Source organism: Anaerorudis cellulosivorans, from assembly GCF_025943985.1.
GTDB classification, from domain to species: domain Bacteria; phylum Bacteroidota; class Bacteroidia; order Bacteroidales; family Dysgonomonadaceae; genus Anaerorudis; species Anaerorudis cellulosivorans.
Map to the genome: position 1 here is coordinate 14,922 of NZ_JAPCWE010000011.1, position 24,468 is coordinate 39,389.

Here is a 24,468-nt window from a genome sequence, read left to right on the forward strand (position 1 = left end):
CAGTCTAAATATCTTGAAATAGTGTAGAAAGTGTAATAAGTGCAGAATTTAGAACAGTTATTTAATTTACCCTTAACTTACTGCATTATTGTCCGAGGTTGAGAATATTATTCTCTCAACATTTACAGCCATACCATAATTTTTCCGTTCAATAAGAATTCCCAGGTTCCGGATTCGATCACTAAAATTTCTCTTAGTTACCGGGATATAATTATCATCCTTACAGAAAGATTTAAAATCACTGTACAATTTACTCAATGGAATAAACTTATCAGTATTAGTGCTGTACCTCTCATCAATGAAGAGAGCAACTGTATTAGATTCCCTTTTATATTTATTTAGAATATTATCCGCCGCATCACACTGAGTGAAGTTCTTTTGTTGTAGTAACCTTTTCAGTCCGTCCAGGACCCAGTTGAAAACTCCTGATAATTCATTATTAATTATTTTACTAGCCAACTGTTTATCCTGTTTATTCTCCGGAATTGTAACATCAAAAGGAATAATAAGAAACCTACGAAAGAATGCATTATTCACCTCAACATCCTTTGGAAGCTCATTGCAGTTAAATATCAGTTTAGCATAATTTGTAAGCGTGAATGGCTCACCATATGGTAGTCGAGCCTCAACAGGCTCACCAGACACCAACTGTTTGAAAATAGATGTTTCAAGCTTACCATTAATCTCACTTGCATAGTTAACAAGCTTATTGGCCAACATAGAACGAAAATAACCATTTTCATTTGTAAGGTTCTGAAGAGAAAAATTACTCACGTTTTCAGTACCACCCAGGAGAGCATTAACGATCTCGAAGAAAACAGACTTTCCATTTGCACCGGTACCATATAAAACCAGAGACTTCTCGAGTTTTAAAACAGAAGTTTTAATAAAAAGATAACCGAGATATTCAGCTAATATCTTTTGTCTGTTTATATCGGGCAAAACAGTGTTTAGATAATCATCAAAGATAGGACACTCTGCCTTTTCATCATAAGGGAACGGAAGCTGATAAGTTAGAAAATCATTCCTGTCAGGCTTTCTCAGATGCATTTTACTACCATCGATCTCAAAGGTACCGTTCTTAAGATTTATCAAAACAGAATTATCATTCTGTTGAGGTTTTGGAAGTCTGGAAACAGACAGAAATTGTTGCAACAATTGTCGGCGAAAAGTATATAGCCTGGCATCGAATTTATAAACACCCATTTTTTCGGCAGCCTTACCAAGGAATATTTGGAAATCCTGAGACTCTACACAACTCCAATACTCACCATTATACAAGTAAATGAAATTATGATTCCTGCAAACTCCCCAATTATTCTTATCCGCTGTTTCAAGAATTTTCTCAACACACGTAACAAGGAAATGCTTCTGCAGTAATTTCTGATCATCATTTAAGAAACCAGCCTCATTTCTGAAATCCACCTCATCGATTTGCTCATAAAGAGAAAACAGAATTTGAGAATGATCTTTAACCGGTTCACTTTCAATTAAATCGAACTGTTTTTCAAATTCACTTAAATCAAGATCGAGTAAATCAATAAAATTTTGTTTATCAGAAACACTTACTACATTATTTTCTTCAGTTACTCTTCCATTAACTTCACATTTCACTAGCATTCATACCTCCTTTCTCATCATCTTCACTCTCGTAATCACCTCTTCTTAAATCACCATTATAATTTTCTTTGAGTAATAAAAAGATGTCCGACTTTCTGTAATATAACTTACCTTTAATCCGTGAGAAAGGGAGCAGACCTTCAATTCTCCAGGTCTGTAAAGTACGCTGACTAATATGCATGTTAGTGCATACATCCTGAGCATCAATCCAGTCAGACCATTCATCTTGCCGATCAGTTAAATCTACTCCTTTCATAGGCTCCTCCTTCTTATATTATTACGGATACGCATAGTCTGTTCCTCAATAGCTGCTTCCAGATCTTCCTTTTCTTTGCTATCACTTATCAACCATTCATCAATTTCGCTTTTTAGAAACTGTAATTTCTTCCCTTTCTTATGATAAGGAATAAATTTAGAGCATACCCAACCGTAAACAGTTTGTTTGGCCGGCTTCGCTGGCAGATAAGAACACAGTTCATCAACATTCATCCATACAACTTCATCAGGTTTGGAATTCAATGTAGCTTCGATCATGTTTTCAAGATTTCCAATTTTCTCAATCAGAACAGTAATTGCTTCAGGTACTTCATTAAATGTAATTGTTTTGTCATCCATAATATTAATGGCATTAATAGACTTATTTATGTGCCAATAAAAAATAAGCCACCACCTCTACAGTGAGGTGATGGGACAAATATAGATAGCTAAATATAGGCTGTAACGGAGTCAGGGAGTTACAGAAGGGGTTACAGAGGGGGTTACAAATTTACTCTTTGATATCTTTTATTATTTTATCTTCGATAAGCGGGAATAAATTATGAAAACAACCAGCAATATATCTTAGATTTTTCTGTGAGATTTTTGTATCAAATTCAATATTAAGCGCTCTTCTGATCCTCTCTCTACTCTTACCGGTTATTATATGAATCAACTTTGCCCATTCAGTCTTATCAGAATTACCAAAATTTACACCCAACTCATTAAAAAAGTAGTAGAAAGTTATGGCCAGTTGAGAAACAGTCATTCCATCATCAGAAACATCTTTTGCAAGTTTTTGATTCTCCTTTTTAAGTGCTTCATTCTCCCGGTATAACCTCTCAACTTCATTAGTTTTTTGGAATAAATCAATTTTCAGAGCTTCAATTTCCTTCATAAATGAAGACTCGTTGTATGAATTAACCTCATCACACTCTTTAATTAGATTTGAATTAACCTCATCTCTTAAGTTCTGGAAATATTCTGAAAGATCATATATTAGAATATCTGGATGGCTTACTTTTTCCTTATAGTATTTTTTCTCTATAAGGTTTATAATATTCAATCTCTGATCATGGTTAAAGGAGTCATGAAATACCCACTTTCTAATGATATTGTAATTAAATACCTTTGTTGCTTTAAGCCAATTGATTTTATCAAGATTCAGAGAAGGTAATTTTTTTTGATAATACTTATCGATATTCAAGTAACTCTCACTATTATACTCTTCTATCATTACTGATAGCATTTTCAAACGCTTCCTTTTTTCATCATCATTATTGCAATTATAATTATCAATTAGATTTTTGATAATCGCAACAATAATTGGCTCAAACTCTTTATCATTAAAATAAATATTTTTAATGATATACTGTGCCTTAAAAGGATCATAAGACTTCACACGTACTTTGTCAAATAGTTCATAAGCATAATTGAAAGCCTCAAGCCACCATTCCTCATCCTTTTGAAGCTCACTATTATGATTGCAATAAAACTCCCAGTGATCCTTCTGCATTAAGAATTCTGACAAATTATATTTTGGATAATCTTCTTTATATTCGCAAATTAAATTCTCAATTTTTGATATAACATCAAGACTCTCCAGTTTAGGCTTACAAATATTTAATCTATGAGATTCAACATATTTATTTATACCTAGAGCTAATATATTATGCGCGAATATGAAAGTATCATCGTCTGAAATAACATTCAATAGTTCAATCCTAACCTTATAAGCAATATCACGATTTACTTCACCAGGTAATTCTTTAAAATCGGACTCTTTAATTTTATCGTTATTGTTTTTTTTAAAAGCCCGAAATCTGGCATCGGCATATAGATTATTATTAAAATATTCCAGGGTTTGAATCTTATCAACTCTTAATGGATATAGATCATATACAGCTTTTTTTACATGGTCATAATAGTAAATATCTTTTTTATTGGTTTCAACGTATACTTTTGCTCTCATAGAATTTTAAAAAAACCCCTCAATTTGATTAAAATTTCAGCATTACAGATTATTATTACGCACACGGTATTTGTTGCTTGTTAATTAAAATAAATAGTTTCTGAATCCATTTAGTGAATTCAGAAACTTAAAATTATCCCACAAACCAATAAATATACTGGAAAGTGTTGTGCAAACTTGTTTTCACAAATATAATTAATTATTACAATATCTTTAATAGATTTAAGTCCTTCAGGTTAAAAACTAATGTAAATACGTGTTTTAGGGTTATTGAAAATTGTGGATATATATTAGTATTAGTTGCCTCTAGTTTTCCCATTGTTTTCCCAAAACAAAAAAACACTTACCTAAACATTTAGATAAGTGTTTGATTATTACAGTGATCCGAGCGGGATTCGAACCCACGACCCACAGCTTAGAAGGCTGTTGCTCTATCCAACTGAGCTACCGGACCATCCTTATAGTATATCGATTTGCAAAAATAGCGCAAATACTGCAATAAAAAAAATTTACGAAAATGAATTTACTGCGATCTGCGGTGACATAAAATATCCTACTTTTTCAGACTTTTGTAAATAGGAACAAAGATAAATGCCCCGGAGAAAATAACAGCAATAAGCGTTTGGATTGAAATTTCTATGGTCAATATATAAACGACCAAAACAACCCAAAGAAGGATAATACACGCTATTTGCGATTGAGATAACTTTTTTCGTGCCATTCTGTTTGTATTTGATACAAATTTACACGAAAATTTCCAATTTTTACACGTTTGTCTTTACTGCTAGTGATCTTTAACGTTGAATTCTTCTTTTTTCTAATGTTCTCAATACTTCAACACCGATTTTTCTTCTCTATCGGCAGCATTTTTTACGGGGATCAACGTAAATCCCCAGGTATAATTTTTGTTTGCAGGAATACTGTATTCCGGAAGCGGGCGGGCACCCCAACTGTTGTATCCGGCAACACCCTGTTGTTTCATATCGATACATACTTCCACAAAATCACGCGGTTTAATATCGTTGATATGGGTCTGACGAGGCATTTTGTTCTCGGGACTATCCCATCCTTTTCGTTTCAATTCCTTCGATTTGTCGTCTGCTTCATCGGGATAAAAATTGTTCCATTGATACGGTCGATTTTTATTTTCCTCCGAATCGAAATCTTCCACACTATTACGTAAGGAATTGAATCCGACGGTAGAATCCGCAACAACCAACAATCCGCTTTTCCCGTTTGTCAAAGCCATCCATCGGGTATCGGTGCGATGCCCGTTTTCTTGAGGGCGCACATACGGGAAGTACATGTCTTCGGCGGTGGTTTCATACAACCCAACTTTAGAACCGGAAGCCCTGTCGATGTAGTTTTCGCCCGGCCCTCGTCCAAAATAGGTAACCTTGTGCATTTCCACAGGAAGCCTGAATCGAATACCAATCCGAGGCACCGTCAATTCCGACGAAGCCTTTCGTGCAGCGGTTACTTCAGGAGAAAAAGTAGCCATTTTTGTAGCTTCCGAAACCGCCGCTTTTTCTTCCTTTTGCATATCGGTAGAAGTAAATTCCACGTCAACTTTCACAATTCCCGTAGGAAAAACAGTATATTTTACGATGTACAGGTTGCCTGCAGCAAGCAGATATGTGGTTTCCAATACCACATTTTCTCCTTGATAACCGGCTGTAGCATCGGTCACATGAAAATTTTTGCTCGACTCTTTCCAGATATGCAGGCGACTGGGCATAGCATTGCCATAGTCGTTATCCGTGGGTCCTCGCCAAAAATTAGGCTGAATACCGAAAGCTTTATCGAAAAACTCTTTCCCGTCAACCCGATAAGAGGTTACCCGACCAATTTTTTTATCGAAAACAAAATTCACTTTTCCGGAGCTCACGATTACGCGGTCTCCCGAGGTAGTAAACGACAATTTGGGTGCCGAAGGTGCCTTGTACGTTTTCTTTTCTATGCCGAAAGGCAACTTAAACTGTTCGCAAGCAACCACGTGCCCTACAGGCACTCCCGGTTTTTCTTTTTTCAACACCACATTGAAATTCACAAAATACTCCCTGCCGGGTTTTGCCTTCACATCGGGCAAACGGAGGGCAATTTCTTTCGTTTCCTGCGGTTCGAGTTCAATGTCCACCATCCCCTTCGCTATCGCTTTTCCGTTTTCGGTCACGTTGTAATAGATGTCGTAATCGTCCGTATTGGTAAAAAACAGCCGGTTTTTCACTCGGAATAAGCCCTTTCGCACATCTACGGCATCAAAAGCAAAATCCTGATGAACATATTTCACCTCCGCCATAGCCGGATGTGGCATGCGATCGGGGTTCACGATACCGTTGCAAAGAAAATTGCCATCGCTCGGCATATTTTTCCCGTAATCACCTCCATATTTCCAATAATGAGTTCCTGTGGAGTCAACGGCATCCATTCCTTGGTCAACCCAGTCCCAAATATATCCGCCTTGCAAATTCGGCCATTTATACATAGCCTGCCATTGCAAATCGAGATTGCCGTTGGAATTACCCATTGCATGCGAATATTCCGAAGGAACAACAGGGCGATCGCTTCCGTTTCTCCCGATTTCTTCCAACCAAGCCGCACTGGGATATTGAGGAACATACATATCGGTATTCCATTCCCACAATGCTCGTTCATAATTTACCGGCCGATTCATCATGTCTTTATCGTGCTCCTTAATCCACAGGTATGCTTTATAAAAATTATACCCGTTGCCTGCCTCATTCCCTAAAGACCAAAAGGTTACCGACGGATGGTTTTTGTTCCTTTCAAACATGTTCTTGATTCTGTCCAAATGCGGTATTAACCATTCGGGATTATTACCCAATGTGCCCCCTTTTCGAAGGTCATAATACATGCCGTGCGATTCGATATTTGCCTCATCATATACGTATAATCCGTATTCATCGCAAAGTTCGTAAAAACGCCTGCTCTGAGGATAATGACTCAACCTGACGGTATTAATGTTGTTTTGTTTCATCAGCGAAAAATCTTTCCGCATCAATTCTTCGGGCACATAATGACCGGTTGCCGGATTGGTTTCATGAATATTTACTCCCTTCAATTTGATGGGTTTTCCGTTGAATAACAATAAATAATCTGTCCTGCCGTTTATGCTTTGTACAGGTACGATTTCGATGCGGCGAAATCCGACGGAGAAAGGAATCACTTCCAGCGTCTTCCCATTCTGTAGGGTCGTTATCAGTAATTTATAAAGATGGGGAGTTTCTGCGGTCCATTTCAAAGGATTGTCAATTTGTTTTGAGAACGAGACAGCCGTTTCTTTCCCGCTGCTCAACGATACGGTTTGCCTATCGGATGCGATGACCTGATTGTTTGCGTCTAACAATTCGTATCGAATTTCGATATCGCCATTCCCTTCTGTATTATTTTTGATTTGGGTCTTCAACCCGAAAACACCGTTTTTATAGGTATCATCCAAATTGGATGTCACGGCAAAATCGCGAACACGAATTTTTGGTTGTGCCCAAAGATAAACATCCCGTTCTATGCCGCTTATGCGCCAAAAATCCTGACACTCGAGATAGGAACCGGTTGACCAGCGGAATATTTTTAGAACCAATGTGTTTTTCCCGGGTTTTACATAATCGTTGATAAGGAACTCTGCGGGATTTTTGGAATCTTCGCTATAACCCACTTCCTTCCCATTGATATAGACATACATACCCGACTTTGCTCCACCAACATTGAGAAAAATATCCCGATTCATCCATTCGGACGGAATATCGATATCCCTTCGGTAAACGCCTACCGGATTCATTTCCGGCAAAATGGGCGGTTGGGGATCGCGTGGCTTAAATTCATAACCGTGATTGGTATATATCGGTACTCCGAAACCTTGTATTTCCCAGTTGCCGGGAACAGTAATATCGTTCCAATTTGCTGTTGAAACGGCAGGATCGGTAATATTGGCAGGCAAATCGTTGTATCCTTCAACAAAATAAAACTTCCAAACGCCATTGAGTGATCGGTAAAATTGGCTCTCCTCAAATTTTCGGGAAAGAGCTTCATTGCGACTATCAAATGTCATAAAAGAAGTGCGGGGATATTCTTTATTTACAGCAACAGTCTGAACATCCTGCCAATACGGTTTTGTGTTGTTCTGATTATGTTGATTCCCGTTTGTCGGGTAAGCAAAAAACGGCACTAATGCCAAAAAAGTAGTGAGAGATATGTGTTTGAATTTCATTCCTAAATCGTAAATTGTTATTTTTGAGGATCAAATGTATGTACATGCAGTATTTTACCTGCCGTGTCTTTTACCTTGACGGTTAACTTATCGGACGCCTCAGCATCCAGGCAGGTTTCGTCATCGTTGATAAGGACGGGAAAGTTTATCCCGCTTTTTTCTCCTTTGCCGAAAAACCCGTATTCGTGCGTATGTCCGCAAATCATCAAATCGATCCCGGCATCGTTAAGCAACGGCACAAACTTCCGGGCTACTTCACGCGTTCCGTGCCAGCTTGAACCGACCGGAGGCATGTGCATCAACACGATTCGGTATTGGGCCGAGCGAAATTCGGGATTCTTCACCATCGTTTCCAGCCATTTGCTTTCTTTGCTTCGGTAGTTGTCAAAACAGGCCAGTTCCGAATACTCGATGTCGGAATCGGGCTTGTCTTCGCCACTGTCAAGCACAAGAAAGAAAACGGGACCTTCCCTGAACGCATAGTAAAATTCTCCGGTCGGAGTGGGAAAATAATCGTACACCGAAGAACTTGCTCTTCCCCGGGTTTCGTGATTTCCCCTCACATAATACATGGGCAGTTCGCTTGCAAAGAGGTCTACAGCCGTATCCATAAAACCGGCAAATATTCCTTTCTCCTCGTTCACGGTCGAAACCAGGTCGCCGTTGAAAATCACCAGATCGGTATTCTCTCTTTTTACATCCGAAAGCATTACACGCAAACGATCGTTGCTGCCGTGAATGTCGTTCACCACCCGGAACGAAACTTTCGCTTTCCGCGAATCCGATGTCCGGAAGGTATAAGGACGCCGCGAGTATACGTCGCTCGCGGCAATATCCCCATACAGAATCCTGTGACCTTCGTATCCCGACACTTCCTTCGAAAAGATCCGATAACGGTATTCCGTACCGGGTGTCAGTCCGGTAATCGTTACCCGATGAAGCTTGCCGACAGCTTTATTGCCATAGGCGGTATCGTAATAACGGGGCCTTTCTTCCGAATAGAAACTGTCGTTGCCTGCCGGTGCCAATTCCACCCACGATACGGCATCTTTATCCGTTGTCCAAATCACCGTAACTTCTTCTTCCCCTACTTTTTGAAGATAGGGGCCGTGCGTGATCGTGATGTTTTGGGAAAACAGCAATAACGGCAGACAAAAAGCAACGGCAACTGTTTTTAATCGTTTCATTTTCTCCAACGAATTTTACTCGGTGAATGCGTGACGGTATCCCTGAACATCGTTCCAATGTCCCCGGGTGAAATCGGGTACCGCTACCGGTGCCGACCCGTTATCCAACGAGATTTCGCTCAACGGTACCAAACAGCACCACTCGGCCAGATCGTATACGTCCATGTCCAACGGCAAACCGTTGCGCAGACAGTACACCAACCGGTAATCCATAATGAAGTCCATACCCCCGTGTCCGCCTACCTGCTTGGCCTGCTCTTCCAGCTCCTTGTGTATCGGGTGTTTGTAGGTCTCCATCAACGCCTTCTTCGCTTCTTCCGAAACAAAACCGTGTCCGCTCAGGTTTTCGTGATCGGGCATCACCCCCGCTTCCACCGGAGAATCGCTCCGGAAAGCATAGCCTTCCTGCGGGTATTTCTGCGCAAAGCCCTTCGTCCCCGTTACCTCGTATTCCCGCGAATAGGGACGCGGAGAGGAGACATCGTGACGAATCAAAATGGTCTTCCCCTTGGCCGTCCGCACCATCGTCATCGTGTGTTCCCCGTTGCGGAAATCGTAGGCTTCCTCCCGAGACATCCCCCTCTTATTGATCAGGTACTCCGGAAGGTTCGCCGGCTTGGTGTCCATCGATACCAACACGTCCAACCGGTCGCCGCGGTGAATGTCCAGTAACTGACAGGCCGGACCGAAACCGTGCGTGGGATAAACATCCCCCCGGTGTGTCTTGTTGTACTGCATGCGCCAGTCGCCTTCGTAATAGTCCCAAAAGTCTTCCAGGTTGTGCAGATAGCCGCCCTCCACATGCAGTATCTCTCCGAAGAGTCCCTGCCGGGCCATGTTCAGCGTCGTCAGCTCGAAAAAGTCGTACACGCAGTTCTCCAGCATCATGCAGTGTTTCTGCGTCCGCTCGGCCGTGTCCACCACCTTCCATATCTCCTCCAGGGTCATGGCTGCCGGTACTTCGCACACCACGTGTTTGCCCTGCTCCATCGCGTAGATCATCATCCCGGCATGGTGTTTCCAGTCCGTGGCAATGTATACCAAATCGATGTCCTTCCTTTGGCAAAGTTCCTTCCATGCCTCTTCGCTCCCGCTGTAGGAGGCTGCTGCCGGTAATCCCGCCTTATCCAAAATCTTTTGCGACTTCTCCACCCGCTCGCCGTGTTTGTCGCACAAGGCGACGATCTTTACGCCCGGAATGTGGGTGAATCGCTCCACGGCTCCCGGACCGCGCATGCCCAACCCGATGAAGCCTACCCGCACCGTGTCCAGCTTCGGCGCCCTCAGTCCCAGCACGTGCTTCTGTCCCGAAGGTCGCTCGGGTACTGCCGTGCGGATCACCTGATCGCCGCTTTGCCCGCTCTTCGGTCCGATTACCTTACTTGCGGAACTTGCACTCTTCCCCTTTTTGCCGCTCTGGGCAAAAACCGGACTCATCGCCGTTCCCAACATCATGATGCCGGCCAATATCAGCGCCGACTTCCCCATCCGTTTTCTTCTTTGCATAACTTTATAACTGATTTATTCGGTTTATGTTGATTTATTATATTATATCCTTTTAAAGGGTTATGTCGCTTTCCCCCCAAACTCCGTTCAAAAGGTAACTTCCGTCTTGTCTCCGTTATAGGCAACCGCATACACCTTGGTCGAGGAGGTGAAAGGATTATCTAACGTGAAGGAGTCTTTATTCGATACAAAGACCAATTTGCCGCCTTCGTATACTTCATACGCTACCACGTTTTTCCATCCCGACATGGAAACGGATGTCCCGTTTTTTGTAGCCGTGCCTTTCTGTACGGATGATTTGTTCTTGAAGTACTGTTTGTTCGAATCGCAAATATACTCAATTTTATCCGTTACCAAAGGAAAGTTTTTCGATTTGATCTCGGCAACAATTTCGTCAATCTGATGTTGGGTAACGGTAAGCCTTCCTTTTCCGTAATCATCGATTTCTGCGTCGAACGGTGTCAGATAACCCCATTTCATGAAAAAGTCCGTCAAATCCTTTTGCGCTACTTCGCATACCGTTTTCACGAACTCGAGCTGTTGTTCTCCCGCCGTCGGTTTATCGGGTTTGATGCGGATCTGTTCGTAAAAATCTTTGTAAAAATCGGTATAGCCGCACGCTTCCGCCAAATACAGCTGCAGTTGCCACAACGATACCAACTTGCAGAAAACGTCGCTTTCTCCCGGATGAGGCGTGTCGTTGACGAACGAATTGTAATAGGCTTTTTCGTAACGGTTGTTGAACCTCCCCATTGACTCGGATTCCAACCGCGACGGATTGCCCCATTGGGTCTGCACGTACAGCGAATGCACATTATTGCTCACTTCCGTCATCCCGAGCCACTTGAAGCCCGGACGCGTCTGATTGGTATGTCCCAATTCATGAGCAGGACCCCATGGACTGGATTTCAGCGTAGAAAGCTTCAAAATGGAGCTTGTGGTCGATACGTTATAGGCCGTCCTGTATGATGTCGAATACATGTAGGAGGTATACATGACATGAAAATAGGCCCTGTTCACAGGATGTCGGTTATATTTCATCAATCCCATGAAATCCTGTTCCAACCACACCAAATCGTCATAAGCAGCTATCAATTCGGGACCGTCATTGCCCGCATACGTTTTAAAATCTTCGGTCGGAAATGTTAAATGGGCATATTCTCCCAACACGTCAAAGTACGAATCTTTCGCCGCATTTAGCAAACGCGCCCAATCCGAGGGTTGATGCTTGCGGGAATCGTAATAACCGTTGACCTGGCCCGTTGCAAAATGAATCTTCACGGGTGGCGCAACTTTATAATCGGGTGTGTGATAGAAAACGTACACCAATCCTTTGTTTTTCATCTTGAGTTTGTTCATCCCTTCCGAAAGCGGATAAAACGAAGCATTGCCGTAACCGTCTCCGTTGGGCTTATTCAGATCCTGTACTTTGATGCTGAGTGTGTAGCCGTTGGTTTTCCCGACAAAAACAACCAACTCTTCTCCTTGAGAAACACTGATCCCCGTAGGATTATCCAGCAGACTGTACGTGGAGGTCTTGTTTGTTTTTGCCCAATCGTCGGGATGAGGCCAAGCCCGGTATTCCTGAATCCTGAACTCTTTGGGATAGTTCCCATTGTACAAATACAACGCAATGTTGCGGTACAGGCTTACCGGAATTTTCCCGATCTCGGTCAACGTGATACCCGGCCGAAGTTCCGAACAGGTGGCATCCGAAAATACGGTCAGAACATCGAAATTGTCCGGATTGCGCCGGTAGAATTCCATCTCGGCACAACTGGCAAAACCTTGACCGTCTCCTACACCGGATTTAACCACAAAACGTATAGCCAACGGTTTTTCAACCGGCTTTTCAAAAACAACACGTGTCGGTATCGAGGAGCCCTTGAAATCGTAATCCATCACCTTAACGTACGTCGGATTATCCTCCGTTTTTACCCATATTTCGACCTCCTTGAACCTTCCGTTATACCCTTCGGTTCTCGGATAATAAACGAGATAATCGATGCATTCCTGATTCTCGAAAAAATAATCGAGCGTGATGGGAAAATAATCCGGAGCCGTATTGCTCCAATTGGAATGATAAAGGGTGTTCATGTCCCCATCGAAAGACTTTTCGATGTTTGAACCGCTTTGATATGACGAGGCTTTCCCCGAGCTGACCGGCACCTTGATGTCGTCCTTGATCCCTTCGGTATCCCCGCCGCTATACCCCGTGTGCCCTTTCTGAATGACCAGTACTTTCTTTTGCGGATTCCCGCTCGTGTGTTTGATCAGTATTTCCACCTGCCTTTCTTGTTCGCCGGCATTCCAATCCGCTTTGAATTTGTAAGCCCGGGTAACCATGGCCCGGGTAAGGGTTTCGACCTGATGGATCCAATCGGCATCGGAAGGCACGATGATTTCGTATTCTATGTTGGAGGTAATTTCAAGATCGATTTCCCCTCCTTCCGCTTCCACCGTGAAAATTTCGGAGGAGACAAGAATGGCCGGAGCCTGTCCGATTTGTTCTACCGTGACGGTTTCCGTCAAATTGCCGGCAGATATCATTATCTTACCGCTACGCGATTCCATTTCGGTATTTTCCTTTACGGCAATCACCAAATTGTTCCCCGACTTAATGGCACTCAACCATTCCGCTGCCGCGGGTTCAACGGCAAAAGTCCAGGAATCCATATTGGTGACTATACTTATGGAACGTTGGGTTTTCCCGGCTTCGAATGTCAGGCTTTTTTCCTTTACGGTTAAGGTGGGAGGTTCTTTCGTGGGCGTATCGCTACAACCATAAAATAAACCTAAAAATAACGGTAAAATAAATAAAAAAATTTTGCTATGTTTCATTGCTGTAAGTGCTATCCAGGTTATCAAAGAATATTCTATATTATGATTTTTCAGTAATAACAATTAACAAAACTAAATCAGATAAAATACTGATCTGCGAAATCGCAGATCAGTATAAAAACCAATAAATAACATAAATTACCTATCTTAAAGAGTATTCGAAACAATGTTTATTCCAAATAAGCACCGTAAACATTAATCTCAGCCAAAGCAAGATAAGCAACGTTGTTGCGTGCAGTTAAAGCAGTAATTCTCATATAGCGCATAACCGGTGTGGACGGTAGATTATATATAATTTCAACTTTTCTATCCGTCGGAAAATCATCAAACTCGCCATATACTGTCCAATTCTCATTATCAAGGCTTCCCTCAATTCTAAATTTCTGCATGGCGTTATTAGCATTATTATGATCCCTATTATAAAAACCCACACTACTTACTATACGTTCCTTATTCATGTCAAAAGCAACATGATGAGGGAAAGGATGTGCTGCAACCCAATTTGTTTGCCAGAAAGTTGTTAAATCATTGTCGAATAAATTTTCAGCTTTATTACTACCATCATCTGAATCCACACTAACTACTTTCCAACTGGATTTATCTTCAAATTTAATAACTTTCCACGGCTTAATATTAAAAATAGTTTCTTCAGACTTTTGACCATAATTACTCGGATTTGAAGAATACACCCTGAATTCTTGAATTTCATCCGCAATATTACCAATTACTACTGCTTTCCCATCAATATCAGATGATTCAACAGAATGCACCTGAGGGTCACCATTCGAATCAGTATATTCAACATTGATTCTTACTTTTATGCCGGTTTCGTTTTTCCATGTTACAATTATTCCGCCAAAAGTTGGTTTCGCATCAAATGTTCGGGCAACCATCAAATAAGCCGGCTCATTGGGAGTCACTTTTACTATTTTAGGTTCGGATAAATTCCCTTTTTTGTCTGCTACAGAAATTCTGAATTCATATTCAGTGGCCGACAAATTGGGTATAAGTGCTTTTTTAGCATACTTACTAAAATTTCGCCATTTATTTTCTCCATTATCGGTATAATCCACGCGAATGTATTCCGCTTCATCATCTTGCGGAAAATCCCAATAGAAAACTACTTCGCCATACCCCTTATCAACCTGAATTTCGCCTATGGAAGGAAGTAAAACAGTCTCTTCTTTATCGCAAGAAGCGAATAAAAACAGACTTACTAAGGCAAATACTATAATATTGATATTTTTCATATTTTTATTTTTAAAACGATTTGATCTACTAATTCTCTTATTATCTTGGAACTCATATTGAAATTATAGTCCATTTTTTTACAATAAAATGACAAGATCGTTAACTTGTTATGGACTTAAATTAAATCAACATGTTTCAAGCCAATAATAACATTTTAAACACATTTAATACCCCGGATTTTGAACCAGATTTTTATTTTTTTGCGTTTCGCTGTAAGGAATAGGCAACAAATAATTTCTTGGAGCAACAAATTTACGGACGATATTGGGAGCATTCCCTCCGGGAACTTTGCGGCCATCCAGCACTGTTCTCATACAAAACTCATCAAAATTATCGGTCATAATGTTATTCCCTTCAGGAACCACATTAAAATATCGATCAGCCAACAGCCAACGACGCATATCCCAGAAATTCTGATGTTCCAAATACAATTCGATCATGCGTTCTTGACGAACAATTTGACGAAGTTTTTCTTTGGTAAGCGAAACACCAATACTCCCCCACGCTGACTCAACAGTAGGAATTCCTGCACGTTCGCGTATCTTATTTAAATATATTTTTGCTTCTTCCAAATCACCTGTTTCAACACATGCTTCTGCATAATTCAAATAAAGTTCGGCTAACCTTACTACCGGCCATGGATATTTAACATAACCGTTTCCAACGCCGGAATTACAAGCAGGAGAGACTCCCTTTTTGTTCAGAAAACCACCGGGGCTATAATTATTGCTCCTCTGATGAATACCGCATGATTGGTTTCTCATAAACTGCGTTAACACTTTCATACCGTTAATGCCTCTCCTATTCTTTGGTGCATATGCCCACTGATTAGTACTTTGTTCGTACTTCCCTTGACATTCATAATAACCGCCTTGAAAACTTACCCACGCATAATAGCGAGGTTCTCGATTCAAATTCATCACTTGGGTTTGCCCTTCCCCATTTATGTCTCCTGCCGCGAAAGCAGTGGGAGTAAATCTTCCCTCATAATTAAAAGCCGGGTCTTCATCAATCGGCAAACCATTTTTTGTATAAAACCGATCAAGCATGGCTAAAGTGGGACATATTCCATTCCAAGATGCATTTGCATAGTATGGTCTTGATTTATTCTGTAACGAATAAAAACCCTCATCACGGGCATCAATCCAGACCGATTCTTTACTCGTTTTATCGACTAATGTAAAACGTAAAGCACGTTGAGTAGGATCAGCCGGTTCAGGCAAAGAGGCATCGGTTGCATCGGTAGGTTGATAAAGTCTGCAACCGATTGCTTCTGCAGCATCAATGGCATCTTTGGCTGCATTTTTTGCACTAAGCCATTTAGTAGCATCAAAAGTAGTATTAATAAGAAGCGTTCCATCAGGATTTTTAAAATCGCTAAACATCGTATTCCCATTAAATAAGGGAGAAGCAGCATACAATAACATCCGCGATTTGATTGCTTTTGCCGCAACACTTGTAGCCAACCCCATTTGATCATTTTTTCTAGTAGCCGGGAGCCGCGTTGCAGAATCATCGAACTTTTCGGCAATCCATTTTACGCATTCATCATAAGGTGAACGTCCAAGAAATTTTTCGGGAGGGGTATTTAATGATGGTTCTTCTTTTACTAAAATGATCGGTCCGTAATTCTTAAGTAAAAGAAAATGATAATAAGCAATTAAAAAATCAGCTTGGGCTTTGTAATCCTCAATCAAACTTTTTTCCAGTCCGGGAGTTTTGTCCACATTGTTTATAAGCCGATAACATTGTTTAATTCCACTGAATAATGTATTCCAATAAGAAATCACGGGATCTGTAGCCGTATAATTCCCTTTAGGGAACTGGGCAAAAACTTCATGTTCAAAAGCTGTCACCACCTCATCCCCTGTAAACCAATCCAAAGAGCCCGCACCTTGTCTGGGATTAGGAATATACGAATAACAGGAATATAGAAAACCTTCCGCAGCTTTTTTTGTTGCAAAAGCATCTTCTTCGGTTGCCACTTCATCCGGTACGATATCCAAATAGTCGCAGGACCATAAGCCGGTCAGTAATGCAAGTGTTATAAAAATAAATTGAATATATTTTTTCATTGTCATGTTTTTTATATGATTATTAATTTACAGTCATTTGAAATCCGAGATTAAAAACACGCGTTGTGGGATACTTCAAACCACTTCCACCTCCCATTTCAGGGTCCCATAATTTGAAATTTGAAAATGTCAACAAGTTTGTGCCACTTAAATAGAAACGCATATTTTTATAAGTATACCCGATTTCTGCATTTTTAAGCTTCAGAAAAGATGCATCTCTTAACCAAAAACTAGAAGTAGCCGTATTGTTGGCATGATCACTTTGCGTTAAACGCGGATAATCCGCATAAATATTTTGGTAATCAGGACTCCAATGACTATCTGCAATCCACTTCATAACATTTTTCCGTGTGTTGGTTCCGAAAGGATGCATGCCTGAAAGCATCATAGAAGTACGGGCAGCGCCTTGGAAAAGGAATCCGAAATCAACTTTTTTATACCTGATATTTGGGCCAAAACCATATATAATCTCCGGTACAGTAGGATAGCCCATCCGAACACGGTCGCTTGAAGTAATTCGTCCATCGGTATTACCGTCCTTATCCGGAATATCTTTATATTTTATATCTCCGGGAGCCACATTCCCCGAAATTTGCTGTTCTGCTCTGTTGGCAATTTCATCCCAATCGATAAACAAACCTTCAGCAATATAGCCCAAGTATGTATTCAAAGGATGCCCAACATTCATCAAGTTAGGATATAGCTGATCGGACGGTTCGTCATATTTTGTGATTTTATTATGGGCATAACTGAAAGTTCCTTTTAATTGTACGATAAGATCCTTACTGAGCTGTTTCCCATAATCAACCGAAAAATCAAACCCTTGGTTACGCACGGCAGCTGTATTGGCATATACTATGGTATTGGCAGTCCCTAAATAAGTAGGAATGGTACCACGTTGCTGAAAAATATTACTGCGGTTTTCTTGAAAGAAATCGGCGACAATTTTCCAATCTTTAAACAAATGAAGGTCAAAACCCACATTGAATTTCTTACCTGTTTCCCATGTCAAATCATAATTGGCATATCGGTTATATACAGGTCCTGACATGGAATAATCCTGATTTATGCCGGTAGTAAAACCTGTCCCCGTCAAATCAATACTGGGTAAATATGCGAAACGTTGTGCACCTATTTCATCATTACCCACAAGTCCGTATGATCCACGGATTTTCAAATAGCTAATAACGGGAAGCAAGCTTTCAAAAAACGGCTCCATGCTGATATTGTACCCTAGTGCGAAAGAGGGGAAAAAACCAAAACGTTTCCCTTTTGCAAAGTTTTCGGAACCGTTATATCCAAAGTTGAATTCGGCAAGATATTTATTGTTATATGCATACGATAAACGTCCGGCAATACTTTGGGTACGTTTGGGCAACGAGTTGTACAAACGATCGAGCGACGTATCAGCTGCTATATTGTTCAAGTTGAATTGATCTTGATTATAAATCAGCAATGTATTCACGTCGTGTTTACCAAATGTACGTGACCAGTTTAAATTTGCCTGAATATAAAACCAACGATCGCCCGTCGTACCACCTGTTGTATTTAAAATAGGATTTTGCTCACTGCTGATTAATCCTAAAGTATAATCCACGGTATTGTCAGGATAACGTCTATAATTGGTAAGCTGAAACATATTATACGGAGCACTTCGATAAGTTGAAGTAGAAGACCAGTTTTTAAAAGAAACTAAACTACTAAACGATAATCCTTTGGTTATAAAATCCAATCCTTGATCGAATTGCAAATTGGCAACAACCGTACTGGTAAATTGATCTTGATAACCACTTACCAGTTGGGCAAAGGGGTTATACGGAGCGATATTTGCTCCGCTAAATCCTCCCCAACGAATGTAGGCAAATGTAGGATCATCCGGATACATAATGGGGAAATCTACAGGATTGATAGCCATAATACTGTTGTATATACTCCCCACATCGGTATACGGACCACTTTTATCCATTAAATTAACATTCAATCTTAGAGAAAATTTGGAAGACTCGCTAAGGTATGCATTGATATTATTCTGAAAATTATACCGCATTACATCAATATTATTATCGAAGGAGAAAAAATCCTTGCTCCTGTTTTGAATAAACCCGGTTTCATGAGTAGCAGAGAAGCTGCTGAAATAATCAGCTTTTTTCCCTCCACCTCGGATATTAAAATTGAATTTTTGATTAAATGCCTGATCCTTGAATATTTCGTCATACCAATTTACATTAGGATATACATATTCATTCAATCTATGCTCGGTTCCATAAATCTTATCGTCCGAATATTTAAGAGCAGTTCCCAAATTGTCTACTGCTTCATTGAACAGCCTCATATAGGTAACGCCATCGGCTAATTTTATTTTACTTGTCGGCACCGCCATATTACCTTCAACTCTGAAATTAATAATGGGCTTTCTAAGATCTGAACCCGACTTTGTTCTAATGATCATTACTCCGTTAGCTCCACGCGAACCATACATCGCCGTAGCTGTTGCATCTTTCAATATTGAAAACTCCTCAATAATTTCAGGATCAAGAGTATTTAAATCGCCGGAAGAAATCTCGACTCCGTCAAGAATAATCAAAGGAGAAGTGGCTCCACTGATAGTGGAAATACCCCGAATATAAAAACTGGCTCCATCAGCACCGGGCTGACCGGTACGCTGATAGGAAATTACTCCCGCTAAACGACCTGCAAAACTAGTAGAAAGATTGGCAGAAGGCACCCTAAGTTGACCGGGATCGACAGTTTGAACAGAACCCACCATTGTAACCTTCTTTTGTCCGGTTCCAAATGCAGTTACTACCACTTCATCCAATGTTTCACTTTCTTCTTCTAATGCAACATTGAATGAGGATCGACCGGAAATGGGTATTTCTTTAGTTTTCATACCCACAAAGGAAACTAGTAAAGTTTGTGCATTGGCGGGAATGCGAAGAGAAAACATACCATCAGGATCTGTAATTGTTCCGATAGTAGTACCTTTTACCATGACTGTAGCACCCGGAAGAGGATCACCCGACGAATCCGTTACTTTACCGGTAATCTCTTTTTGCTGTTGCTGAAAAAGATTCACTTTCATGTCTTTTTGCAATGCAGCAAGTTGGGCTTCCAAGTTTTTTCTCGGTGCTTTTCCGATCACAACCTGTCGATCGCTCACAATGTAGATATTGTCGGTACCTCTGAATACCTCATCCAATATCTCCTGCAATTGTTTTCCCTCTGCACGAATAGAAACGCGCCGATTCAGATCGACTTGTCCTTCTTGATACAAGAACAAAAAATCGCTTTGATTTTCAATGGCCTTTATCACTTCCCTTACCGTAGCATCTCTCAGATTTACCGAAAGTTTTGTACTTTGAGAATAAGTAGCAGCACTAAAGGCCATCGCAGTGCTTACCACCATAAAAAACAAGCTTAACCGCATAATTCGCATTGTTTGTCGGAAATATGACAAAATATTCCCAACTTGTTGTTCATGTTGTTTTTCTTTCATAAATTTGTTTGTCTTTTAGTTGTTTAATAAATAATTAAAATTCATCAATAAACCGGGGTCAGTTGGTCGCTCATCCCGGTTTTTTCGTTTTGGGTAATTTCATGTTTTATTTCATAAGCATTTTCGGTAATTTTTTATTGGTTAATAATATATAGTCCATTTTTGTTTTCTACTGAGAAATTGGCAGAAAAAGCGATATTGTTCAAGACTTTTTCCAAATCGTCATCCAAATTGAGTTTCCCGGTAAAGCGAGGTTGATTGGAGAGTTTTTCTACTATGATTTTTTTGTCGTAATACCGCTCCAATTTTTTGAAAATCTCTACTATAGGTTCGTTTTCAATAAGAAGGTAGCCATTAACCCATGAGGAGTACAACTCGACATCCACTTTATCTTTTTGTATTTTATTTTCCTTTCTGTCATAAACAATGCGTTCCCCGGGAGATAGTTCTACAGAACGACCGAATAAGCGATTTTTGGCAGCCTCGATTTTCCCCTCAACAAGCACAGCCTGTGTGATAGCATCATTGCTATAGGAATTCACATTAAAACGCGTACCGGTAACCTTGATTCTCAAATCACTAGTAAATACATAAAAGGGTTTGGAACGATCGGTTGACACTTCAAAAAAAGCTTCACCCGAAAGATATACTTCCCTTGCATTGGCGGTAAAACGCACCGGATACGATAAGGTACTACCGGCATTGAGCCAAATTTTGGTACCATCGGCAAGGATGATTTGCGAACGTTTACCGTAAGGAATAATAACCTGCGCCATGGCCGGCTCATCCGATTTCACATCTTTCTCTTTCAACAAAACAGTATCATTATTGATGGTCAACTCGCCTGAGACAGTCTGTTGAATCCGGGTTTCTTTGGTTTCAAATTCGCTAATAGTTCCATCGGGAAGAATAACTTTACCTTTTTCAGTCTGTTCGCCTTGAGCCAACTCTATCGAAAACCTTTCCCGATAATGCTGATAATAATATAACACCCCGCCAAGTGTAACAATCAAAACAAAAACTGCGGCAATCTTTATTAACCGTTGTCCAATTTTACGCGCTTTTTGTCCTGATTTTAAAACATGCCCCTCCTTTGTGTAACCATACTTTAATTTTCGGGAAGGGACCAACGGCTCAACCGCACGAATAGAACGAATAATATAAACAGCCTCTTCCACTTCTTCTTTCTTTTCAGGATATCGAAGTAGAAATTCATTCCAAAAACGATCACTTTCCTCGTCGGGATGGAGCACCCACCGCATAAAATCGTCATCCAATACAAACTCTTCGGTAGTATATGCTATGTATTTTTCGTCATTCATCATTCATGTCTCTATTATATAAAGGCTACATGTAACAAAATATCATCAAAAAAAACAAAAATTTTTCAACCTTTCTCGTCGATTTGCTTTTTCATGTTCGAAATGGCTTTGGAAATAAGGTTGCGACAAGCCTCGATACTGATATCCATGATTTCGGCAATTACGGCATAATCGAGTTCTTTGGTAAAACGGAGGTAAACCGCTTCTTTTTGACGTGGAGTAAGTTCACTAAGTGCTTTTAGCAGCAACGATGAACGTTGTTTGGATTCTTCTTCAACAATTAGCTCTTGTTCGGCAGACCATACCACTTCAAACGGATATTCGTCTGTCATCTCACCGGTGAAGTCATACCGGTTTACATTTTCCATTTTTCGCACTAATTTGCGCCGAAAAGATTTGAGGAGATAAAAAAGAATGTTATCTGTATCGCCCAACGTTTCACGGTTTTTGATCAATTCGGTAAATAAATCCTGAATGGTATCTTCTATTAAAAAAGTGTCGACGCTGAATTTTAAACCATATCGGTATAAGACGGGGAAGTATTCCCTGTAGATAAAAGAAACGGCAGAATTGTCCCCTTTCTTAAAGGAGAACCATAGTTCCATATCGGTTGAGTCGGAAAACTTCATCATCTCGATTTGCTATCTGTGCATACAATTTTATTCAAAAAACAACATAAACAATTCGTAAAAACATATTTTACTTGACAAGTCGTATAAAAAACATGTAAAAGAAAACATATTTGAATCTTGTTATTAAAATTATATATCAACGAATTACACTTATTTCTCCTTTTTTATTATACTTTACAAAGGTAAACAATTTTTTATTTGGTATATAAATTTGATCGATTCAATTCAAAAAATACAACTTTTCACAAAAAAGAAAAAAAATGTTATTAACTCAGCTTCTTACCAAGGCCGTACCAAGGCCGTACCAAGGCTGCACCATCCTCGCTCCTTCCTTGCATCATCTTTTTCCCTGGATTTTGCATTTTTTAAGAAAAAACCGCAGGTCGTTTTTACTCCGAAATCACAAAATCCGATGTTTTTGTTCCTGCCTTGAAGCGAACAAAAAGGGGACATGGTATATCCATACTACAGTCACGGGTATCTTTTTTGTTTCCCCATCTTTCTCGGAGAAAAAGAAACGGATTCAAGTCAATTACCTGTTCTCTACATATATGGTGAATAATGACGGGGATCGAGGAGTTCACTCTTTTTTCCTTCAAAAGTAGCATAAAAAGGCGAACTAGTTTTCAAGATCCAACTGATTTTAAAACTATCTTTGTGCATTAAAATTTTTTCAGAACAATCAACCTCATAGGATGTTAATTATCAAAATTACGGGAAAATGAAAATGGCACGATGGTTTATTTTTATAGGCATTATCCTGGTAGTTATTGGTGTTACGCTGTATCTGACGCCTTCGGTTTTCAAATGGTTCGGACATTTACCGGGTGACATCCGGATCGAAAAAGAAAATATCCGGATTTACATCCCGATTACTTCAATGATTGTGATAAGCCTCATTCTTACCCTTATCGTTAACGTAATCCGCTATTTTAAGTCATGAAAATGCGCTTCTAAAAAAGACTGAATCGAAAAACCGGCCGCTAAGAAGTGATGAATTGAAATTGTCCACCAATAGGATATAAACACAATGAGGGTGAAATCATATGGTGATACACCCTCATTCTAGCGGATTGATGCTGACATTACATACGGAATACCGCTATTCTTCTCGATCGCTTCCAATCTATCGCGGACGAATCTCCCGCCGCATAAATAAGTAATACCCCAAGCCGAACAGCAAAATAGAGCCGGCTATCAATCCGGTAACTTGCGGCCATACCATCAGCAGGCTTTGTCCGATGGGCAACGGCGTCGGGAGTGCACCTTCAAGCTGCTCCATCGTCAGTGCCCCCAAACTGCGCACGGAAGGCATGAGCAACGTTATGGTTGCGTCGCTGAACAGCTGACCGGGATTAAACCTCATCAATCCCAAAACAAAATTCTGAAATTGCACTGCCTGTCCTTCTGTCAACATCCCTTTGGGAGCTATAGCTCTTGCCAACAAATCGACTATCATGCTGTAAAAGATGCTGAAGAAAAGCCAAATGGCGATACCCGAAAGTGCCGACGTTGCTGCCTGACGGAAAACAACGGAAAACAAAATGGATAAATTCAGCCAGAATGCGACATAAATAATGCTGATCAGGATGAAAAAAATGAGTCTTGACAACTCATCGGCGGTTGGCGGAATTCCAAGAGCAATCAATCCCGAACCCAGTACGAGCAACCCCAATGCAACGAACAAGGTACTGATTACGATAAGATCGGCTACAAATTTGGAATTAATGACATAATCACGATAAATGGGCTGACTCAACAGACGACTGAGCGTGCCACGGTTTTGTTCCGAATTGATGGCGTCGAAACCAAGGCTTATTCCCAGTAACGGACCAAGAAAGCTGATAAAAACCGTAAAGGGTGGCAGCGTACCATCGGACAGGGTGAAAAGATTAAGGAAAAAGAAAGCATCTTCTGCACTCCCCGATTGTTTGCCAAATTGCGCCAACGCCGCGTATAAAGAGCCCAAACAAGTGAGCGCAATAAGAGCTGCCATAATGATAAATCGCCAGCTGCGTACCTGATCCGAAATCTCTTTGCTCACCATAACCCAAAATGGATGGATTATGTTGGTCTTATGGGT

15 protein-coding genes and 1 tRNA gene are annotated in these 24,468 nt (G+C 40.5%); 1 reads left to right on the plus strand and 15 read right to left on the minus strand.

The genetic code is table 11. The features are described from left to right. Window positions 1-72 precede the first annotated feature (72 nt). The 14 genes from OLM34_RS07360 to OLM34_RS07425 form a co-directional block, all read right to left on the minus strand. Window positions 73-1,620 (minus strand): DNA primase family protein, encoded by a 1,548-nt coding sequence (locus OLM34_RS07360; RefSeq protein WP_264406301.1) that lies wholly within the window; start codon window positions 1,618-1,620, stop codon window positions 73-75. Beyond that, window positions 1,604-1,876, minus strand: a complete 273-nt coding sequence (locus OLM34_RS07365; protein ID WP_052673239.1) for a helix-turn-helix domain-containing protein — start codon at window positions 1,874-1,876, stop codon at window positions 1,604-1,606. The genes OLM34_RS07360 and OLM34_RS07365 overlap by 17 nt, the downstream gene beginning before the upstream one ends. Next, window positions 1,873-2,235, minus strand: a complete 363-nt coding sequence (locus tag OLM34_RS07370) for a helix-turn-helix domain-containing protein (protein ID WP_045090575.1) — start codon at window positions 2,233-2,235, stop codon at window positions 1,873-1,875. The genes OLM34_RS07365 and OLM34_RS07370 overlap by 4 nt, the downstream gene beginning before the upstream one ends. Window positions 2,236-2,386: 151 nt before the next feature. Then, a complete protein-coding gene (locus OLM34_RS07375) occupies window positions 2,387-3,847 on the minus strand; it encodes a hypothetical protein (RefSeq protein WP_264406309.1) in 1,461 nt (486 codons plus the stop codon). A 380-nt stretch (window positions 3,848-4,227) separates the two neighbouring features. Next, window positions 4,228-4,301 (minus strand) — tRNA-Arg (locus OLM34_RS07380). Window positions 4,302-4,673: 372 nt separating this feature from the next. Then, on the minus strand, window positions 4,674-8,075 hold the full coding sequence (locus tag OLM34_RS07385) for a glycoside hydrolase family 2 TIM barrel-domain containing protein (protein ID WP_264406311.1): 3,402 nt from the start codon (window positions 8,073-8,075) through the stop codon (window positions 4,674-4,676). A 17-nt stretch (window positions 8,076-8,092) separates the two neighbouring features. After that, on the minus strand, window positions 8,093-9,262 hold the full coding sequence (locus OLM34_RS07390) for a purple acid phosphatase family protein (protein WP_264406312.1): 1,170 nt from the start codon (window positions 9,260-9,262) through the stop codon (window positions 8,093-8,095). 15 nt (window positions 9,263-9,277) lie between these two features. Next, window positions 9,278-10,717, minus strand: coding sequence for a Gfo/Idh/MocA family protein (locus OLM34_RS07395; RefSeq protein ID WP_413777206.1), 1,440 nt, complete (start codon window positions 10,715-10,717; stop codon window positions 9,278-9,280). Window positions 10,718-10,855: 138 nt separating this feature from the next. Then, window positions 10,856-13,609, minus strand: a complete 2,754-nt coding sequence (locus OLM34_RS07400; protein ID WP_264406315.1) for a M60 family metallopeptidase — start codon at window positions 13,607-13,609, stop codon at window positions 10,856-10,858. Between the two features lie 170 nt (window positions 13,610-13,779). Continuing rightward, a complete protein-coding gene (locus OLM34_RS07405) occupies window positions 13,780-14,859 on the minus strand; it encodes a discoidin domain-containing protein (protein WP_264406317.1) in 1,080 nt (359 codons plus the stop codon). Between the two features lie 165 nt (window positions 14,860-15,024). Then, window positions 15,025-16,935, minus strand: coding sequence for a RagB/SusD family nutrient uptake outer membrane protein (locus OLM34_RS07410; protein WP_264406318.1), 1,911 nt, complete (start codon window positions 16,933-16,935; stop codon window positions 15,025-15,027). A gap of 22 nt (window positions 16,936-16,957) precedes the next feature. Further along, window positions 16,958-20,431: a TonB-dependent receptor gene (locus tag OLM34_RS07415; protein WP_264406319.1), complete on the minus strand. Its 3,474-nt coding sequence runs from the start codon at window positions 20,429-20,431 to the stop codon at window positions 16,958-16,960. A 134-nt stretch (window positions 20,432-20,565) separates the two neighbouring features. Then, the gene (locus OLM34_RS07420; protein WP_264406321.1) at window positions 20,566-21,756 is read right to left on the minus strand and encodes a FecR family protein; all 1,191 of its coding nucleotides are present in this window, start codon (window positions 21,754-21,756) and stop codon (window positions 20,566-20,568) included. 62 nt (window positions 21,757-21,818) lie between these two features. After that, entirely contained in the window at window positions 21,819-22,385 is a 567-nt protein-coding gene (locus OLM34_RS07425; protein WP_264406323.1) for an RNA polymerase sigma factor, read from the minus strand. Window positions 22,386-23,106: 721 nt separating this feature from the next. Between OLM34_RS07425 and OLM34_RS07430 the strand changes: the two genes are divergently transcribed. Beyond that, the gene (locus OLM34_RS07430) at window positions 23,107-23,328 is read left to right on the plus strand and encodes a DUF2905 domain-containing protein (RefSeq protein ID WP_264406325.1); all 222 of its coding nucleotides are present in this window, start codon (window positions 23,107-23,109) and stop codon (window positions 23,326-23,328) included. Window positions 23,329-23,511: 183 nt separating this feature from the next. Here OLM34_RS07430 and OLM34_RS07435 read toward each other — a convergent pair whose 3' ends face one another. After that, window positions 23,512-24,432, minus strand: coding sequence for an ABC transporter permease (locus tag OLM34_RS07435; protein WP_264406403.1), 921 nt, complete (start codon window positions 24,430-24,432; stop codon window positions 23,512-23,514). Between the last annotated feature and the right edge of the window lie 36 nt (window positions 24,433-24,468).

Coding starts and splice junctions, on each gene's coding strand:
- OLM34_RS07360 (WP_264406301.1), bottom strand. CDS start 1,620: ATGCTAGTGAAATGTGAAGTTAATGGAAGAGTAACTGAAGAAAATAAT.
- OLM34_RS07365 (WP_052673239.1), bottom strand. CDS start 1,876: ATGAAAGGAGTAGATTTAACTGATCGGCAAGATGAATGGTCTGACTGG.
- OLM34_RS07370 (WP_045090575.1), bottom strand. CDS start 2,235: ATGGATGACAAAACAATTACATTTAATGAAGTACCTGAAGCAATTACT.
- OLM34_RS07375 (WP_264406309.1), bottom strand. CDS start 3,847: ATGAGAGCAAAAGTATACGTTGAAACCAATAAAAAAGATATTTACTAT.
- OLM34_RS07385 (WP_264406311.1), bottom strand. CDS start 8,075: ATGAAATTCAAACACATATCTCTCACTACTTTTTTGGCATTAGTGCCG.
- OLM34_RS07390 (WP_264406312.1), bottom strand. CDS start 9,262: ATGAAACGATTAAAAACAGTTGCCGTTGCTTTTTGTCTGCCGTTATTG.
- OLM34_RS07395 (WP_413777206.1), bottom strand. CDS start 10,717: ATGATGTTGGGAACGGCGATGAGTCCGGTTTTTGCCCAGAGCGGCAAA.
- OLM34_RS07400 (WP_264406315.1), bottom strand. CDS start 13,609: ATGAAACATAGCAAAATTTTTTTATTTATTTTACCGTTATTTTTAGGT.
- OLM34_RS07405 (WP_264406317.1), bottom strand. CDS start 14,859: ATGAAAAATATCAATATTATAGTATTTGCCTTAGTAAGTCTGTTTTTA.
- OLM34_RS07410 (WP_264406318.1), bottom strand. CDS start 16,935: ATGAAAAAATATATTCAATTTATTTTTATAACACTTGCATTACTGACC.
- OLM34_RS07415 (WP_264406319.1), bottom strand. CDS start 20,431: ATGAAAGAAAAACAACATGAACAACAAGTTGGGAATATTTTGTCATAT.
- OLM34_RS07420 (WP_264406321.1), bottom strand. CDS start 21,756: ATGATGAATGACGAAAAATACATAGCATATACTACCGAAGAGTTTGTA.
- OLM34_RS07425 (WP_264406323.1), bottom strand. CDS start 22,385: ATGATGAAGTTTTCCGACTCAACCGATATGGAACTATGGTTCTCCTTT.
- OLM34_RS07430 (WP_264406325.1), top strand. CDS start 23,107: ATGAAAATGGCACGATGGTTTATTTTTATAGGCATTATCCTGGTAGTT.
- OLM34_RS07435 (WP_264406403.1), bottom strand. CDS start 24,432: ATGGTGAGCAAAGAGATTTCGGATCAGGTACGCAGCTGGCGATTTATC.